Below are 16,901 nucleotides of genomic sequence, written 5' to 3'. Positions count from 1 at the left end.
GATTAATTTAACAAAATACATAACCGGCAGCTAATAAAAATACTAGCTGCCGGTTATGTATTGTTAAAAAATATTTGGTGCATACTTTGTTATTATTTATCCTAGAATTTTTTTCAAATCTTCTTCTGGAGTACTAATAGGTGTAAGATGAAAATTTTCTACAAGATAATTCAATACATTAGGTGATACAAATGCTGGTAATGTGGGGCCAAGGTATATGTTTTGGATACCTAGGTACAGCAATGTCAAAAGGATGCAGACAGCTTTTTGTTCATACCAGGAAAGGACGATAGAAAGTGGTAACTCGTTGACGCTGCAGTCAAATGCTTTGGCGAGTGCAATTGCGACTTTAATTGCACTGTAGGCATCATTGCATTGTCCCATATCCATAATACGGGGTAAACCACCGATAGTACCAAGATCGAGATCATTAAAACGATATTTGCCGCAGGCCAATGTAAGAATTACTGTATCGGCAGGCGTTTTTTTGACAAAATCTGTGTAATAGTTACGTCCGGGACGAGCACCGTCGCAACCGCCGACAAGGAAGAAGTGGCGGATAGTACCCGCTTTCACTGCATTAATAACCGTATCGGCAACAGCAAGAACAGTGCCATGGCCAAATCCAGTCATGACGGTGGCGCCTCCGTTGATACCTGTAAAATGTTGCGCTTCTGCATAACCACCAAGTTCTAATGCTTTTTCAATAACAGGTGTATAATCTTTGGTATCGCCAATGTGAACTATTTCAGGGTAAGACACCACCTCTGTTGTAAATACACGGTCAGCATAACTGCTGCGAACCGGCATAAGACAATTGGTAGTAAAGAGAATAGGGCCAGGAATATTATCAAATTCTTTTTGTTGATTTTGCCAAGCCGTACCAAAGTTACCTTTAAGGTGAGAATATTGCTTAAGCAGTGGATATGCATGAGCCGGTAGCATTTCGCCATGGGTGTAGATATTAATCCCCTTATCTTTTGTTTGTTCCAAAAGAAGTTTTAAGTCGTGAAGATCATGACCGCTGATGACAATAAAGGGACCTTTTTCAATAGTCAAGGGAACAGAGGTTGGTTGCGGGGTACCATACGTTTCGGTGTTGGCTTTGTCAAGTAATTCCATGCAGGCAAAATTTGCTTTTCCTGTTTCCATAACAATAGGAAGCAGTTCATTCATGCCCCAGTTTTCTCCCAAAGCAGTTAATGCTTTTAAGAAGAATGCATCGACTTCTTTATCGGTATAGTCCAGCATAAGAGCATGATAAGCATATGCAGCAATACCGCGGATGCCGAATAAAATAAGAGACTTCAGAGAACGGACGTCTTCATTGTCGTTCCAAATTTGTTCAACATCATAGTTGGCGGCACTATTTGGAGAAATAGCATCTTTTTCTGCGTTTACTTTATCGATCATCAACTGAATAGTTGCTACATCGAAATTTACATTTGTGATAGTGGTGAATAAACCTTCCAAAATAATGCGATTTGTTTTGCTTGTAGGTGCATTGGCTGCAGCGGTACGTGCTAATCCTATGAGGGCACCTGTTAATTCATCTTGCAATTTAGCCGCGGGAGCAGATTTTCCGCATACACCGGCACGTCCAGTACATCCGGTCCCCCCCATTGTCTGTTCACATTGAAAACAAAACATCTGTTTTTCCATTTAGAATACCTCCTATAAATTTTACCTTACGACGGGAACACTACAATTAATATCATTTTAAAATCATCCATAGCATAAACGGCATGGGAAATTTTAGCCGGCATAACCAGTGTTTCCCCGGTATGTACAATATGTTCTTTTTCTCCAACAATAAAACGGCCGGTTCCATTTAGAACAGTAATCATGGCATCACCTGTGGATTCATGCGTACTGATTTCTTCCCCTTGGGCAAAGGCAAACAGAGTAATGCTTACTGCTTTATTTTGTGCTAATGTTCGGCTGACAATCTGGCCGGGAGACACAGTAACCTGATCAGCGAGAGAGAGAACCATTTCATGAGAAAGATTTTTGATATAATTTGTTTCCATTATTTGGCTCCTTTGTTAAATTTCTTCAATTGCTCCGGCAGGACAGCTTGTTAAAGCTTCTTGGGCGGAATCTTCCACTGAGGTTGCGACGTCTCCTTCAACAGCAACAGCGATACCTTCTTCAGTCATAGAAAAAACGTCAGGACAAGTATTGGCGCAAAGGCCGCAGCCAATACAATTTTCATTAACTTTAAATTTCATAGTAAAGACTCCTTTCTTAAAAACAATAGTATATGCGTTGCGGGAATTAATATCCCGCCAATCCTTTTTATGAACTTATTATAGAATGAATTTTTTATTAGGTATGTTGTATATGCAACATAAAGAAAAAATTTTAAAATAGCAAAAGAGTTTAAAAAAAATAAAATATTTAGTATACTGTTACTATGAAGTATATATATAATCTATTATCAATAAAATACGCGATATATATGTATACAATAAAAGGAGGAAATATATATGTCAGAACAAAAGAATGCATTATATGCTGTTTTTCATACGAATAATGGCGATTTTTCAGTGGAGTTATTTCCTGAAGCGGCCCCTGCAACAGTGGAGAACTTTAAAAAATTGGCAGAATCAGGATTTTATAATGGTACAATATTTCATCGCATTATTTCAGAATTTATGATTCAAGGCGGTGATCCCGAAGGAACTGGACGCGGTGGCCCTGGTTATGTCATTGAAGATGAATTTGGATCAGGATTAACTTTTGATGAACCGGGGGTATTGGCGATGGCTAATGCAGGTCCCGATACGGGTGGTTCACAATTTTTTATTACCGTTGTTCCTACTCCTTGGCTTCAAAATCATCATGCTATATTTGGCCAAGTTATTGATAATTATGACATAGTACAGAAATTAAGCAATGTTCCAACGGATCAATTTGACCGTCCCGTAAATAAGGTAGTCATTGAATCATTGGAAATAAAGGATACATTGTAAACAGAGGAAGACGTGCATATGACATATTATACATATATGGTGCGCTGTGCCGACAATACACTTTACACTGGCTGGACACTAGATGTAAAAAGACGTGTGACTGTGCATAACAACGGTATGGGGGCCAAATATACCAGATATCGGCGGCCGGTGCAGCTTGTCTGGTATGAAGCTTTTTCTACTAGGCATGATGCAATGCATTGGGAACAATTAATTAAACAATGGCCGCGAAAGAAAAAAGAGCAATTGTATAAGGATGGTATATGCCGGGTGGAGGAATAAGAATTGGTTTAAGGAGATGGCAACATGAAACGATGTAAAAAGTGGATTGGGACTCTTCTTGTCAGTGTCTCATTGACAACCGTTCCAGTAGGAGCAGTAATGGCGGCTAATTCTTGGCAGATATTGGCATACGGTACAATGGCTATGGTTATTGTAAAACAACAGTTGGTTCAATTGGATGCCGACAGGCAAAATCAAATGCTGGCAGAAACGCAGAAAAAAACAGGGGTGTCTCATGATGAGGCGGCCAATCAGCGATTAGATAATATCCATGCAAATTTGATGAAAACGGGTATGATCAAAAGAGACTATAAGATGTATGTCAACCCTTCACCGGATATGAATGCATTTGAAACTATCGGCGGAGTTATTTCTATTAATCAGGGTATGATGAATGCTCTTAATGATTCTGAATTGGCGTTTACTTTAGGCCATGAAATGGGACATGGTGAGCATCGTCATGCTGTTAACGGCATTCTTAAAGGGATAGCCGTATCGACGGCGGTAGATTTGGCTTTTGGCGGTAATGGAGACTTGCTGGATATTTTAGTTGGCGGTCTTGCAGTAAATTACATTGACAATGAAGTAATTACCATGGATCAGGAAAAAGAAGCGGATGCAACGGGGTTCAATATTTTAAAAAATACACAATACAATGTAGGTGGAGCACCGGCATCCATGGTACTGATTTATGAAAAATACGGGAATCTATATACGGAAGGCTGGAAACGTGCTATCAACCCCAATAATCATCCTAAAATGTCGAATCGTATTGAACGGTTAGGAAACCGGATGACACTGTGGTCTGGCAATCGCGTTCAAGTTGGCGGAGCAACAGTATATGTTAACGCGTTTCCTGTTGTGACTCCCGTTTCTTTTGGAGACTATTCCTCCTGCCGTCGGGCATATCTTGTCGCTGGAAATTTGGCGCGGCTGACACATGAGGTTTATGGCGAAGCGGTGCAAAAGAATGTACCTCAAGTGCGTTCAACTTCTAAAACAGCGGATTGGCAATGGAATATAGCACGGGATGGCAGTGATATTGCTGTTAATGGGACAACCATTATGACTTGTGCTGTGGGAGATGACCAAGCATCCATTATAAAGAATTTAAAATTGGCGTTATCTGCCAAGGCAGATATGCTGAATGAAAATAAAATTTCTTCATTACAAGAAGAATGGCTTAAAACACATGGTTATAAGGAAAAGACAAAAGAAACGTTAAAAAATAAGAATACATCAACACCTGCAGTGGGAATATCTGAGCATGTTGCGGGATGAACAATAAGCCGTTACATAAATGATTTATGGGATCATTTATGTAACGGCTTGTTTAAAAACACTTGACATTAACGTATCTTTACGCTATACAATATATAAGTGCTTTTACTTAAAAAAATTTCTGCAAGGAGGCGGTAAATATGAGAAGAGTTGCATATATTACGATGTTTTTGTTTTGTTTCACCGTAAGTTTTGCATTCCTTTCCTTGGCTCGCCCAGGGGCTGTGCAGCGCCATATTATATCACCGCCGATGGAAAAAGTACGTAAGACCTATGAAGTCAGCAATAAATTAGTGTCATCGGATTTACAGCAGGTAAAACCGCAAGTCATGGCGCAAACTCCGGAAAAAAGTTCTTTGATGCCGCTTTTACGATGGTCCCGCGTTGATACGGCGGTAGCATATGAAGTGGATATTTTGAAAAAAAACGAAGATGAACAGGATTCATATGAACCAATTATGCCAACAAAGCGAGTATATGTGACCGGATATATGTTTTATCTTCCGAAGGATTTTGATGGTGATGTGTTTTATTGGCGTGTTCGGGGAATTGATTTGGATGGTAATGGAGTAAGTGATTATTCTGATGTTGAACCAGTATATGTAAACCGAGCGTTGCCAATAATTGAAAAGCCGGTGCCATTATCTTATTATGATCAAGGAAATGGAACGGTTCTTCTTTACCCTGTCTATGATTGGATACCTATTCCTGAAGCAGATAAGTATGAAATAGAAATTTTGGATGCAGCACCAGAGAATCCTAACGGTACAGAACCATCTGTTCATCGTATAGATTTACTTACTTGTGAAAGTTCAGAACAATACGACCCTAAATCTCGAGTATCAGATACGGTTTTATATTGGCGTGTCCGCGGTATGGATAATTTGGGGCATACTATAGGTGTGTACTCTGATGCAGTTCCTTTTAAGACGAGTCCGGAAGATAATTATGAAGTAGCTACACTGGGGGATAGTATTAGTCATGGCGGCGGCAGTATTTCTTATTCGCCAAGTGATTGGGCGTTCAGTTATCAGTACTATCTTGATTTTCCTACTATCAATTTAGCTCAAAGCGGAGATACAAGCAATATGACAGCGGAACGGTTTGAACGAGATGTTTTACCTTTTCATCCGAAATATCTAATTATTCTTATGGGGTCTAATAGTTTGCGAGCTGGAGAATCGCCCTATTCTGTGATTTACGACATGAAGAAAGTCAAGGAAGCATGCCTGGATCATGATATAAAACCCGTGTTTTTAACGGTACCGCCAATCAATCCTGCCAATATCAAAAAAGCATTTGATCAAGATACGGCAGAAGATTGGCAGCAGCGTGTAGCCATAGTAAATGCTTGGATTCGCACGCAGGTTTATATTGATATTACGCCGGGAATGTCAGATACAGATGGCGATTTATTTACCTACTTAGCGTTGGATGGATTACATCTTGATCCGCAGGGAAAACAGATGATAGCAGGAGCCATTAACGCTGAATGGAAATATATTTTATCTTTGCCAGACGATGCATGGGAAAAGGAGTAATGGTCGTTGACCACTACTCCTTTCCAGGCACCAGAAATCCAGGTGTTGTGAGATAACGATCTCCGGTATCAGGAAGAAGTGCAACTATTGTTTTGCCCGAATTTTCCGGTTTTTTAGCAAGTTCTGTTGCGGCATAGAGTGCTGCGCCAGAAGAAATACCAATGAGAATACCTTCGTGCTTGGCAAAAATATTAGCTGTTTCATAAGCTTGTTCTGTGGTAATTGTAAAAATGTCATCGTAAATAGCGGTGTTTAAGGTTTTGGGAATGAAATTGGCGCCAATACCTTGAATTTTATGAGGACCTGCATGACCTTTGGATAAAAGCGGAGAATCTGCTGGTTCAACCGCAATGATTTGTACAGAAGGTTTTTTATCTTTTAAATACTCACCAATACCCGATAACGTACCGCCAGTGCCAACACCAGCTAAAAAGATATCAACGTCACCCTTTGTATCTTCATATATTTCAGGTCCTGTAGTTGCTTTATGGGCCGCAGGATTGACCGGATTGGTAAATTGTCCTGGAATAAAGCTGTTGGGGATGGTTTTCGCTAATTCTTCTGCTTTATCAACTGCTCCTTGCATTCCTTTAGGACCTTCAGTAAGAACAATTTCTGCACCATAGGCAGACATTAAATTTCGTCGTTCAATACTCATGGTTTCCGGCATGGTAAAGATTGCCCGATAGCCTTTTGCAGCGGCAACGGATGCAAGGCCGATACCAGTATTGCCGCTGGTTGGTTCGATAATAACTGAGTTTTCTTTTAAAATACCTTGTTGTTCAGCTGTTTCAATCATAGCTTTGGCAATACGATCTTTGACAGAGCCTGCTGGATTCAAATATTCTAATTTTACTAATATTTTTGCGGTTATTCCAGATTCTGCATTGTATCGAACTGGTTCTAGCAAGGGAGTATGACCAATTAATTCTACTACATTTTTATAAATTTTTCCCATAATATTCAGATCCTTCCTGGATGGTATCCATTAAAAATAAAATGTTTTTACAATGAGTATCTACTACATCGAAATACCCATAAATATGTAAATATAGGTAACATATAGACCTCCGTATCATAAGTAAAAAGAATACAAAAACAGTGCAGTTTATCCTTGCATTGAACTACTCTGAAATTTCCTTTGTATAAGAAGAACATAAAAAATTATGCTTGTTTATGTAGTGCAAGATGTATAGCAGTAGTATCGTCTATGGCATCAAGACGGTTTTGGAGCAAGGTGACTTGTTGTTTTAGTGCCGTAATTTGATCTTCTATGGGATCAGGAAGCCGATTATGATTTAAATCAATATCTTGTTCTGTATGATGTGCCTGCAGACGTTTTCCTTTTTGAACAACAATGCGTCCGGGGATGCCGACAACTGTCGAATAGGGAGGCACTTCATGAAGAACCACAGATCCAGCTCCAATTTTAGCTCCTTCACCAACGGTAAAAGAGCCAAGAACTTTGGCACCACAAGCAATGACTGCATAATTACCAATAGTAGGATGTCTTTTCCCTTTTTCTTTTCCTGTACCGCCTAGTGTTACTCCTTGATAAAGAGAAACATCTTTGCCGATAATCGTTGTTTCACCGATAACGGTACCCATACCGTGGTCAATAAACAAACCTTCACCGATTTGTGCTCCTGGATGGATTTCTATGCCCGTTATAAAACGGCTGATAGTAGAAATGATGCGAGCGATAACAAACCAATGATGTATATAGAAGAAATGAGCAATACGGTGATTCCAAATAGCATGCAGACCGGAATAGCATAAAATTATTTCTAAACTATTTTTAGCAGCGGGGTCCCGATTTTTGATAACGCGTATATCGTTACGTACTTGTTTTAACATAGATACAACCTCCATTTATATAACAAAAAATCCATCGTCTCTAAACAGAGACGATGGATCGCGGTTCCACTCTGATTGTAGCATATAAATACACTACCCCTCAAATCCGATAACGGTGGTAACCGGAAACAGCCTACTTATATTTTCAGCTGCTCTGCTCTCAAAGGCATTCCACGTATTTCGTCTGGGTGTAAGCTCTCAGCCGGTGGCCTACATTTTCTGTCAAACGGGGGGATTCGTGTACTTGTTTTGATCATTGCATTTTTATATTGATTGATATCATACACTTTAATTTTTTTTTTGTCAATAGAATAATAAAAATATATATCTATAAATTTGTAGGTTTACCATAGATATGTTACAAAAACAGAAAAGAGAGAGCACCATTTTGTGTTATGCTTAAGTTGTCTATACCAAACCACAACAGAAAGGGTGCTCTCTCATGAACAGCATAACACAAGATGTAAAGTATCGTCTATCTATTCTTTCTTACGCCAGAAAATATGGTGTGACTATTGCTGCTATAAAATATCGTACGAATCGCCAGTTTATCTATCGCTTGCAATGGCGCTATGATGGGACCCCGGCATCGTTACAGCCCCGATCCAGACGCCCTCACCATCATCCCAATCAGCACACGTCTCAAGAGATAACGTTTATTCAGAATATGCGACGACGAAATCCGCATGCCGGGCTGGTCGTGTTTTGGATCAAGCTAAGAAAACGGGGATATACACGATCCATCACTGGCCTATATCGCTGTTTAAAGCGTATCGGACTCACACGGGAATCCGTACCGAACCCAAAGTACATCCCCAAGCCCTATCAACAAGCACTGTTCCCTGGAGAAAAAGTGCAGGTAGATGTCAAAGTAGTTCCTTCTGCTTGCATCGTGGGGCAGGCACATGCGCTGGGTGAAAGAATGTACCAATACACGGCTATCGATGAATGTACGCGCGTTCGGTATTTGGAAGCATTCCAAGAACAGAGCACCTATTCTTCCACGATATTTCTCCAACACTTGGTACGAAGATTCTCGTTTCCCATTTGTAAAATCCAAACCGACAATGGCTTTGAATTCACCAACCGATTTGGTCGAAGTAAGACAGCGGAACTCACGCTGTTTGAACGACAATTGGCAGCCTATCACATTATCCATCAAAAAATACGGCCGTATACGCCGCGGCATAACGGAAAGGTAGAGCGCTCTCATCGAAAAGACAACGAGTACTTCTATGCGGAGCATCGTTTTTATTCTTTTGCAGATTTCAAAAAACAGTTAGCAGTACGTAGTAGAGAATACAATAATTTTCCTATGCGTCCTCTGGCTTGGAAATCTCCTAACGAAGTCCTTCGTTCTTTTCTTGCTACTGTGTAACATATGTTTGACAAACCTACAATAATAAAAATATATATCTATAAATTTCTATTATTTTTGTTTATTGTAGGGTGTGTAATATCATAGTCAACATAGAGGGGAATAATTGAAATAAGCAAGGGACTACGGTATAATATAAGAGAATATGAAAAATAAAATTTATATAGATATAATGAAGTTTGTAATTGGAAATGTAAATTTGAACAAAACATATGGCATGGTGGAAATATCTTACAAATTGTTTTTTATCAGGTGGACAGTTTTCGAGGTGGGTAACAAGGATTGGATCGTGCTGCTCGATGAGAAATAAAAGAAAAAATACACGCGCGCCGTTACCTTTGTGCGGAAGAAGCTGTGGAAACAGCTTTTCTGATTGATGAGGAAACGGCTTATTATTATAATAAAGCAGTATTAGTTTTGGCCTTAAGAAAAAATATAATAAAAATGGAAAACATAATTTAAGTAAAATATATTTTTATTTAAAAATCTTTTGATAGAAAGTTTAAAATAAATAAGGAGGAGATGGCAAATGGCGGCAGCATTAAAGTTGAGCTATTTAAATCATAGTGGATTTACCGTAGAAACAGAAAGTAAGGTGCTTGTGTTTGATTATTATCAAGATCCAGCAGGCATTGTTTCGTCATATGCAGTCGGTACAAAACCTTTATGGTTTTTTGTAAGTCATTGGCATGGAGATCATTTTAATAAGCATATTGCTGATTTTGAGCAGCAAACGTCACAATATATTGTAAACAAGGATGTGAAGTTGCAACAAGTTACAGCAGAAAAACTGCATTCTTTGGATATATATGATACAATATCTATCGACGGAGTTAACATTACGCAATACGGTTCAACAGATGAAGGTGGTTCCTTTATGGTGGAAACAGATAACTGCCGTATCTTTCATGCCGGTGATCTAAATTGGTGGCATTGGATGGGAGATACAGATAGTAATAATGCGGAAGCCAAAAAAATGTATGATAAAGAAATGTCTCATCTGGAGGGACAAATTATAGATGTAGCTTTTTTCCCGGTAGATGCGCGATTGGAAGAAGCACGTGAATGGGGCGTTTTGGGTTTTCTTGATAGAGTAAAAATTACAAAATGCCTTGTTCCTATGCATTATTTTGGAACACCGTGGCAGCCATCTATTGATTTTCAAGCTAAACACGATGACGTGCCGCTTTGGATTCCGCGAGAAGGCGGTAATTCTATCACTATTTTGCTTTAAGCATATTGTGTTGATAGATATTAATATCTGGCATATAGCCGGAGGAGGAATACATACATGGATCAATTGGAGATGACAAAACAAAACCGCAGCTATATAGCTAATTATATATTGATTATTGCTGCTGTTGTGTTGCTTTTGGTATATCCGTTCCGAGATTTATTTGCGGGCGGGTTACTGACACATTTGGCAGGAGCGGCTTTAATTGGCGGACTCGCGGATTGGTACGCGGTAACTGCTTTATTTAAGAAGCCGTTGGGAATTTCTTTTAAGACGGCGCTTATTCCGCGAAGTAAGGAAAGAATAGCGGAAACAGCCAGGCATATGATTGAATGTGAAATTTTGACAGTTCCTAATATGTATAATGTGTTAAAAAGTCATCCTGTTCTCGATGCTGTGTTAGATTATCTTCATAGTGAAAAAGGTTTTAAATCGGCTGAACAAATTTTGGGACAAATACTTAATACCTTTCTTTATACCATCGATATGCAGACAGTAGTTCGGAATACCGCCGGTATGGGCCGTCAAACTATTGAAAAAATTGAAATAGCACCGATGTTAAGTGAATCGTTAAAAGTTAGTTTTGCCGGAGTTGCAGGCAAAGACTTTCTGGATTTTTTGCTTATGACATTGGAAACAGCAACAAAAAGTGATACGGCAAAAGTTTATTTAGGTGAAATTTATCGTGAATCGCTGCGTCAATATGAAAAACGAAATTTTGTTTATGCCCTTGTCATCAAGGCAGCGTTATCCAGTGAGCTTTTTAGTCCGGAACATGTTGCTGGAGTATTACAAGGAAAATTTATTGAAGTCTTAGAAGAAACGAAACATACTGACTCAGCTTATCGGCGTAAAGCTATGCAATTTTTGTGGCAACAGGCGGAACGGTTGGAAATGAATAAAGATTGGCAAAGTCGAGTAGAAAGTTATAAGATGATGTTGTTTGATTATACATTATCCCGTCCCGATTTAAGTGAATCTTGGCTGCGGTATATTCAAAATCCATCGCGGCAGTATCGTTTGTGTCATATAGCGGCTGATTATACAGTTGAGCGATTAGAAAAATGGCGTCAAATGGAAACTTCTGTTGAGCAAATAAACCGAGCTGTCCTAGCTATGGCAGTTAAATCGCTGAAGCGTCTTCAGACTTGGTTTGGAGCTACAGCAGAGCAGGAAATTATGAAATATGACAGTCAAGTTTTGGCAATACAACTGCAAGACAAAGTTTGGTATGATCTGCAGATGATTCGCGTGAACGGGTCTCTTGTTGGAGCACTCCTAGGTGCGTGCATATTCCTGGCAATGTATGCTTTGAAAGGAGGCTGGTAATATGAGCTATCGTCAACGTGCCAATAGTATCTTGGTGTTATCTTTTTTTTGTTTTGGCCTTGTGTTTTTTTGGTGGTATACACATGAAAACGGATTTTGGGAAGAACTAGTATTTTTTGTTGTGCAGTCAGCGCTTATTGGCAGTATTGCGGACTGGTTTGCCGTTACTGCATTATTTGATAAACCTCTCGGCGTTCCTTACCATACCGAATTAATCTATAATCATCGAGAACAATTGATCAATGCAATGACTACAGTTGTATCAGAAAAATTATTGAAACCACACATGTGGGAAGAGAAACTTGATAAATTTTCCTTAACATCTAAAATTTCAGCGTGGTTGTCTAGTGAGCATGGTCATAAAAAATTTCGTTCTTTTTTATATGAAATTGCAGAGAAAATTTATAGTTATGCACGAAAAGGGGAAACTCAAAAAGCAATTGCAGAAAATATCCGCAGCTATTTAAAAAAACAACCAATTATGATGTTTATGCAAGATCGAATTATAACTATGCTGGAATCACCTGATGGAAAAATACTGAATGAATTGATTAAAGTGTTTTCTGAATGTGTTCGCAGTAAGGATTTTGAGGATTTTTTGGTGAAAATTTTAGATAGTTGGATGGAAGATACTAAGCGAGGAAATATACTAAATACGGTAACGAAATTTACCGGATTGATGGATAACCGTAAAATAGCAAAAGATATTCAACAAAGTATTGTGACATGGCTGGAACGCTGGCAGCATGCAGATGCTAAAGAACGAGAATGGCTTTGCAGTCGTTTGGAAATTCAGATATATGCAATGAGTGGGCAGCTGACATATACGATTCAAAATGGACAAAATCGCTTTATTGACACACTTCCTATTGAGGCATGGCTAAATGGAATGCTTCGCTCTGGTACCTATTATTTTACGACAGGAGTAGAAGGTAAAGAGAAGTTGACAAACTTCATGGAAGATGAAGTGATGCGGTATGTTCGGTATTGTGGGCAATATCCAGAAGTTAAGGATTGGCTTGATGAACAAATTCGTAAAACTTGTACGGTTATTCTGGAAAATGAACATGCATTAATTGGTGTCGCGGTTCGGCAGGTACTTTCAGGATTTGATAAAAAAAGATTTAATGATTTTTTAGAAAGCAAAGTAGGAGAAGATTTAGCTTGGATTCGGATTAATGGGGCTCTTGTAGGTGCTTCTATCGGGTTTTTGGTATTTCTTTTTCTTAATCTTTTTTATGAACCTTATATGGTACCTTTTATGCGGGGAATATTATCGTAATTATATTGTATGAGAACATGTACTCATAATAAATAAAAAAGACACTGACGTTGATCCGTGTCTTTTTTAGGCTATGTGCCCGGCATGGGTGCAGTCTAACGGGTGAAAGTCCCGAGTGCAGGTTAATAGTGCCAAGCACATATGTATTTGACATGTGGAGGGTAAGAACAAATCCGCAGACACCGTTCGAACGGTATGCAGATGATGCATTATTCACTGCAAAACGGAAATGGAAGCAGAAGCAATATTGGGACAACTTAAACAGCGCCTGGAAAAGTGCAGGCAGGAATTGCATCCGCTGAACCCCAAAATTATTTATTGCCAAGATAAAGATAGGAAAAGGACATATCCAAATACAGAGTTTGACTTTTTGGGTTATACAGTCCGAAGAATGTTCATAAAAAACAGACTTGGAAGATTACAGTTCAAATCAACTACACCGTTACACTGGAAGCAAAATTGAAATGCTGGCGGAACGTATGAATCCGATAGTTCGAGGATGGCTTAATTGCTTTACCAAATATAATCCGTCGGCAGTAAAATGTACAATGAATTGCCTCAAGCGACGATTAGTCAAATGAGCAATGTGCCAATACAAGAGGTTCCGGGGGCATCGAAAAAGAGCCCAATATGTTTCCACATTGGAATCTCGTATTTGTCTAACTAGTGATTGAATGATAGCCCGTATGCATTGAGAGATTCACATATGGTGTTTGTGAGAGCTTACAGGTGAAATTTCTATGGGCGGCTGACGGAGAGGTCGTTCACTCAACTAATGTGTGACCTCCTACTCGATCAGTATAGGACCTTTTTTATACACCAGTTCCGTCAAAAGACGGAATAAACATTTTACTAGCAGAATTTTTTTCTTGGACAAATCCATCTTCAATACCACTGTCAAAAAGATATTGCTCGGCTTTATTATATTCTCTAGCAGTTAAAGACCGGTTAATTTCTGGATATTTATAAGCATTTCCGTAAGGTGTGTATTGCCTCATAAGGCTGAATAATACTTGCCCTTCTTTAAAATGAGAAGCTACCCAATCAATAACACGCTTAGTATTATCCAGACAATTTGGCAAGATTAAGTGACGGATGATAAGTCCTTTTTTTAATATACCTTGCTCATCAAGTTCATAAGGTCCGACTTGTTTATACATCTGCAAAATTGCCTTTTCTGCTATTTCTGGATAGTCACTGACCATACTATATGTCGAGCCGAGAGATGTATCCATATACTTGAAGTCAGGAAGATATATTTGTATTTTACCTTGAAGTGCAGTAATAGTTTCCGTTGTTTCATATCCGCCGCAATTGTAAACAACAGGAACAGGAAGTGGGCTATCAAGACTTTTTATAATTGCTCGTATATAAGGTGTCGGTGTTACTAAATTAATATTATGGGCACCTTGGATAATCAGTTCTTTATAAATTTGCTGTAGGCGCTGTGTTGTAATTTGTTTCCCTTGTTTTCCGGAGCGGCTGATAGCCGTATTTTGACAAAAACAGCAACGTAAATTGCAGCCTGTAAAAAAAATAGTACCCGAACCTTTCGTGCCGCTGATGCAAGGTTCTTCCCAGTAATGTAAGGCAGCTCGAGCAACAATAGGCTGTAAAGGACTATGACAATAACCTGGAATGGTTTTTTCCGACGCATTAGTTTCAGGCCGCACGACATTGCAATGGCGGGGGCAGTCATTACAAGGGGATTGTATATTCATGATTTTCTCCTTTCATGCAATACAAGTTTATTTACAAGTATTATAGCACGGCGGGGAAGAAGAGAAAATGACATAAAAAAGAGAATGGATTTAACCATTCTCTTTTTCCTTATAGATATAGAAAATTATTTTGTTACTAATGTATCTGCTTCAAATTCTTTTACCGTAGCAGCATAATCTCCGCCAGCCGCTTCTTGTTCTTTTAAATGCTGCAATTCTTCAGCTTCATATTCTGCCTGTGTCTTATAATCAGGGGGAACTGTTTTGGAGAGTTCCATACATTTTTTGAGAGAACCGATGCTGACGATAATGACTAAAATTGCCATAACAGCACTTACGGTAAACAGGAGCCATTCTCCTTTTGGCAAGTAAATATTAAACATGTTAAGGTAATCTGCCCAGAAGATAACAACTGTCAGGAAGGCCCATGGAATCGCCGTTACCCAAACGTAGCGGGCTTTACCTATGCTGCAGATGACAACGGATGAGATAGCTAATGTGATAATTGCAAGTAATTGGTTGGATACACCGAATATCGGCCAAATTGTAGATAAATTGCCCTGCAGTACGATATACCCCCATGCACCGGAGATAAGAGCAGAAGCAATGATAGCGCCCGGCATCCAGTGAGCATCACCGAATTTCGGCCATACGCGGCCAATCAATTCCTGCAGCATATAACGACCGACACGGGTACCAGCATCAATGATTGTCATAATAAACAATGCTTCAAACATGATGCAGAAATGATACCAGTAATTCATTAATTGGTCTAAACCAGGAAGATTAGAGAAGATAAATGCCATGCCGACAGCTAAAGAAACAGCACCGCCGGGGCGATGTGCCACATTTTCACCAATCATTGCATTTAATTGAGGTAAATCTACTACAGACATATTTAATGCTTTAAATGCCGCTTCAGAACTATTGATTGCGAAGTAATCGGCAGGTACTAAGCTGGTGGCCGCAATTAAAGCCATCATGGCGACGAAAGATTCTGTTACCATTGCGCCATAACCGACGGGAAGTATAGACCGTTCGTTCATCAGCATTTTAGGAGTCGTACCAGTACTGATCATCGCATGAAAACCGGAAACAGCACCGCAGGCAATAGTAATAAAAACATAGGGAAGAACCGGACCGGTAATAACAGGACCGCCGCCGGATACAAATTGAGTAAGAGCAGGCATCTGAATCATCGGACCAACTATAATAATGCCAATAGCCAAAGCTCCGATAGTACCAATTTTCATATAAGTAGATAGATAATCACGCGGTGCGAGGAGCAACCATACAGGAAGAGCTGCAGCTACAAAGCCGTAGATAATAAGTGCTACACCAATACCCGTAGGTCCAATTGTGAAAAGAGGCGCTATTGTGGGAGATGCTTGAACCGCTGGACCAACAATAACCGCTAATAATGTCAAGGCAACACCTATAATTGTTCCTTCTTTAATTTTTCCCGGGCGCAGATACTGCATGTAAACACCGATGAAAAGAGCAATAGGAATTGTCATTGCAATTGTAAATGTCCCCCAAGCACTATCGTGAAGGGCATTAACGATAACAACAGCCATACCAGCCATAGCAAGAATGTTTAGAAATAGTACGGCAAAACTTGTTGCGAGTCCTACTTTATCACCAATCTGAGACTTAGCAATTTCGGCGATAGATTTGCCGTCATAACGCATTGAGCAGAACAGGATGACCATATCATGAACAGCACCGGCTAATACACCGCCGATGAGAATCCACAAAGCACCTGGCAGATACCCGAACTGGGCAGCTATAACTGGCCCTACGAGAGGACCTGCGCCAGCGATAGCAGCAAAATGATGACCAAATACTACATACTTGTTTGTAGGCACATAATCGTGGCCATCTTCAAAACGAAATGCCGGTGTTACCTTGTATTGGTTGACTGTGAGAACTTTGGCAGCAATGAATGCACCATAGAAACGGTACGCCAATACGAATACTAATGCACTAATAATAACTAAAAACAGACCGTTCATACAAAA

General features: G+C 39.5%; 16 protein-coding genes and 1 other annotated feature. Of the genes, 9 read left to right on the top strand and 7 right to left on the bottom strand.

Annotated elements, in window-relative coordinates; all coding sequences use genetic code 11:
- Window positions 1-96: 96 nt before the first annotated feature.
- From hcp to NXG62_RS09330, 3 genes are read right to left on the bottom strand one after another with little or no spacing between them, the layout of a single operon-like run.
- On the bottom strand, window positions 97-1,662 hold the full coding sequence (gene hcp / locus NXG62_RS09340) for a hydroxylamine reductase (RefSeq protein ID WP_427112147.1): 1,566 nt from the start codon (window positions 1,660-1,662) through the stop codon (window positions 97-99).
- Window positions 1,663-1,688: 26 nt separating this feature from the next.
- A complete protein-coding gene (locus tag NXG62_RS09335; protein ID WP_427112146.1) occupies window positions 1,689-2,030 on the bottom strand; it encodes a cupin domain-containing protein in 342 nt (113 codons plus the stop codon).
- A gap of 15 nt (window positions 2,031-2,045) precedes the next feature.
- The gene (locus tag NXG62_RS09330; RefSeq protein ID WP_427112145.1) at window positions 2,046-2,231 is read right to left on the bottom strand and encodes a ferredoxin; all 186 of its coding nucleotides are present in this window, start codon (window positions 2,229-2,231) and stop codon (window positions 2,046-2,048) included.
- 258 nt (window positions 2,232-2,489) lie between these two features.
- Here NXG62_RS09330 and NXG62_RS09325 point away from each other — a divergent pair, with 258 nt between their 5' ends.
- The 4 genes from NXG62_RS09325 to NXG62_RS09310 all read left to right on the top strand — a co-directional run bounded on the left by NXG62_RS09325 (window position 2,490) and on the right by NXG62_RS09310 (window position 6,079).
- Entirely contained in the window at window positions 2,490-2,975 is a 486-nt protein-coding gene (locus tag NXG62_RS09325) for a peptidylprolyl isomerase (RefSeq protein ID WP_427112144.1), read from the top strand.
- Between the two features lie 18 nt (window positions 2,976-2,993).
- A complete protein-coding gene (locus tag NXG62_RS09320) occupies window positions 2,994-3,257 on the top strand; it encodes a GIY-YIG nuclease family protein (protein WP_322351511.1) in 264 nt (87 codons plus the stop codon).
- Window positions 3,258-3,281: 24 nt separating this feature from the next.
- Window positions 3,282-4,538: a M48 family metallopeptidase gene (locus NXG62_RS09315; protein WP_427112143.1), complete on the top strand. Its 1,257-nt coding sequence runs from the start codon at window positions 3,282-3,284 to the stop codon at window positions 4,536-4,538.
- Between the two features lie 140 nt (window positions 4,539-4,678).
- Window positions 4,679-6,079 (top strand): SGNH/GDSL hydrolase family protein, encoded by a 1,401-nt coding sequence (locus NXG62_RS09310; RefSeq protein ID WP_427112142.1) that lies wholly within the window; start codon window positions 4,679-4,681, stop codon window positions 6,077-6,079.
- Between the two features lie 13 nt (window positions 6,080-6,092).
- On the opposite strand, the gene cysK is transcribed toward NXG62_RS09310, so the two are convergent.
- Window positions 6,093-7,037, bottom strand: a complete 945-nt coding sequence (gene cysK, locus NXG62_RS09305) for a cysteine synthase A (protein ID WP_427112141.1) — start codon at window positions 7,035-7,037, stop codon at window positions 6,093-6,095.
- 206 nt (window positions 7,038-7,243) lie between these two features.
- Window positions 7,244-7,936: a serine O-acetyltransferase gene (gene cysE, locus NXG62_RS09300; RefSeq protein WP_427112140.1), complete on the bottom strand. Its 693-nt coding sequence runs from the start codon at window positions 7,934-7,936 to the stop codon at window positions 7,244-7,246.
- 43 nt (window positions 7,937-7,979) lie between these two features.
- Window positions 7,980-8,202 (bottom strand) — a binding site (T-box leader).
- 176 nt (window positions 8,203-8,378) lie between these two features.
- On the opposite strand from cysE, the gene NXG62_RS09295 reads away from it, so the two are divergent.
- The 5 genes from NXG62_RS09295 to NXG62_RS09275 all read left to right on the top strand — a co-directional run bounded on the left by NXG62_RS09295 (window position 8,379) and on the right by NXG62_RS09275 (window position 13,740).
- Window positions 8,379-9,314: a DDE-type integrase/transposase/recombinase gene (locus tag NXG62_RS09295; protein ID WP_427089594.1), complete on the top strand. Its 936-nt coding sequence runs from the start codon at window positions 8,379-8,381 to the stop codon at window positions 9,312-9,314.
- Between the two features lie 529 nt (window positions 9,315-9,843).
- Window positions 9,844-10,548, top strand: a complete 705-nt coding sequence (locus tag NXG62_RS09290; RefSeq protein WP_427112139.1) for an MBL fold metallo-hydrolase — start codon at window positions 9,844-9,846, stop codon at window positions 10,546-10,548.
- A gap of 57 nt (window positions 10,549-10,605) precedes the next feature.
- Complete coding sequence (locus NXG62_RS09285; RefSeq protein WP_427112138.1) at window positions 10,606-11,877, top strand: DUF445 family protein; 1,272 nt, start codon at window positions 10,606-10,608, stop codon at window positions 11,875-11,877.
- Window position 11,878: 1 nt separating this feature from the next.
- Window positions 11,879-13,159 (top strand): DUF445 family protein, encoded by a 1,281-nt coding sequence (locus tag NXG62_RS09280; protein ID WP_322351510.1) that lies wholly within the window; start codon window positions 11,879-11,881, stop codon window positions 13,157-13,159.
- A 410-nt stretch (window positions 13,160-13,569) separates the two neighbouring features.
- Window positions 13,570-13,740 (top strand): group II intron maturase-specific domain-containing protein, encoded by a 171-nt coding sequence (locus NXG62_RS09275; RefSeq protein WP_427112137.1) that lies wholly within the window; start codon window positions 13,570-13,572, stop codon window positions 13,738-13,740.
- A 231-nt stretch (window positions 13,741-13,971) separates the two neighbouring features.
- On the opposite strand, the gene NXG62_RS09270 is transcribed toward NXG62_RS09275, so the two are convergent.
- A complete protein-coding gene (locus tag NXG62_RS09270; RefSeq protein WP_427112136.1) occupies window positions 13,972-14,880 on the bottom strand; it encodes a radical SAM protein in 909 nt (302 codons plus the stop codon).
- Window positions 14,881-15,005: 125 nt separating this feature from the next.
- Complete coding sequence (locus NXG62_RS09265; protein WP_427112135.1) at window positions 15,006-16,895, bottom strand: carbon starvation CstA family protein; 1,890 nt, start codon at window positions 16,893-16,895, stop codon at window positions 15,006-15,008.
- Window positions 16,896-16,901: the final 6 nt, after the last annotated feature.

This window comes from Megasphaera sueciensis, assembly GCF_050219315.1.
Lineage (GTDB): Bacteria > Bacillota > Negativicutes > Veillonellales > Megasphaeraceae > Megasphaera_A > Megasphaera_A sueciensis.
This window is presented reverse-complemented; position numbering and strand designations above follow the sequence as displayed.

Coding starts and splice junctions, on each gene's coding strand:
- NXG62_RS09270 (WP_427112136.1), bottom strand. CDS start 14,880: ATGAATATACAATCCCCTTGTAATGACTGCCCCCGCCATTGCAATGTC.
- NXG62_RS09285 (WP_427112138.1), top strand. CDS start 10,606: ATGGATCAATTGGAGATGACAAAACAAAACCGCAGCTATATAGCTAAT.
- NXG62_RS09320 (WP_322351511.1), top strand. CDS start 2,994: ATGACATATTATACATATATGGTGCGCTGTGCCGACAATACACTTTAC.
- hcp (WP_427112147.1), bottom strand. CDS start 1,662: ATGGAAAAACAGATGTTTTGTTTTCAATGTGAACAGACAATGGGGGGG.
- NXG62_RS09280 (WP_322351510.1), top strand. CDS start 11,879: ATGAGCTATCGTCAACGTGCCAATAGTATCTTGGTGTTATCTTTTTTT.
- NXG62_RS09325 (WP_427112144.1), top strand. CDS start 2,490: ATGTCAGAACAAAAGAATGCATTATATGCTGTTTTTCATACGAATAAT.
- NXG62_RS09330 (WP_427112145.1), bottom strand. CDS start 2,231: ATGAAATTTAAAGTTAATGAAAATTGTATTGGCTGCGGCCTTTGCGCC.
- NXG62_RS09315 (WP_427112143.1), top strand. CDS start 3,282: ATGAAACGATGTAAAAAGTGGATTGGGACTCTTCTTGTCAGTGTCTCA.
- NXG62_RS09335 (WP_427112146.1), bottom strand. CDS start 2,030: ATGGAAACAAATTATATCAAAAATCTTTCTCATGAAATGGTTCTCTCT.
- cysE (WP_427112140.1), bottom strand. CDS start 7,936: ATGTTAAAACAAGTACGTAACGATATACGCGTTATCAAAAATCGGGAC.
- cysK (WP_427112141.1), bottom strand. CDS start 7,037: ATGGGAAAAATTTATAAAAATGTAGTAGAATTAATTGGTCATACTCCC.
- NXG62_RS09310 (WP_427112142.1), top strand. CDS start 4,679: ATGAGAAGAGTTGCATATATTACGATGTTTTTGTTTTGTTTCACCGTA.
- NXG62_RS09290 (WP_427112139.1), top strand. CDS start 9,844: ATGGCGGCAGCATTAAAGTTGAGCTATTTAAATCATAGTGGATTTACC.
- NXG62_RS09295 (WP_427089594.1), top strand. CDS start 8,379: ATGAACAGCATAACACAAGATGTAAAGTATCGTCTATCTATTCTTTCT.
- NXG62_RS09265 (WP_427112135.1), bottom strand. CDS start 16,895: ATGAACGGTCTGTTTTTAGTTATTATTAGTGCATTAGTATTCGTATTG.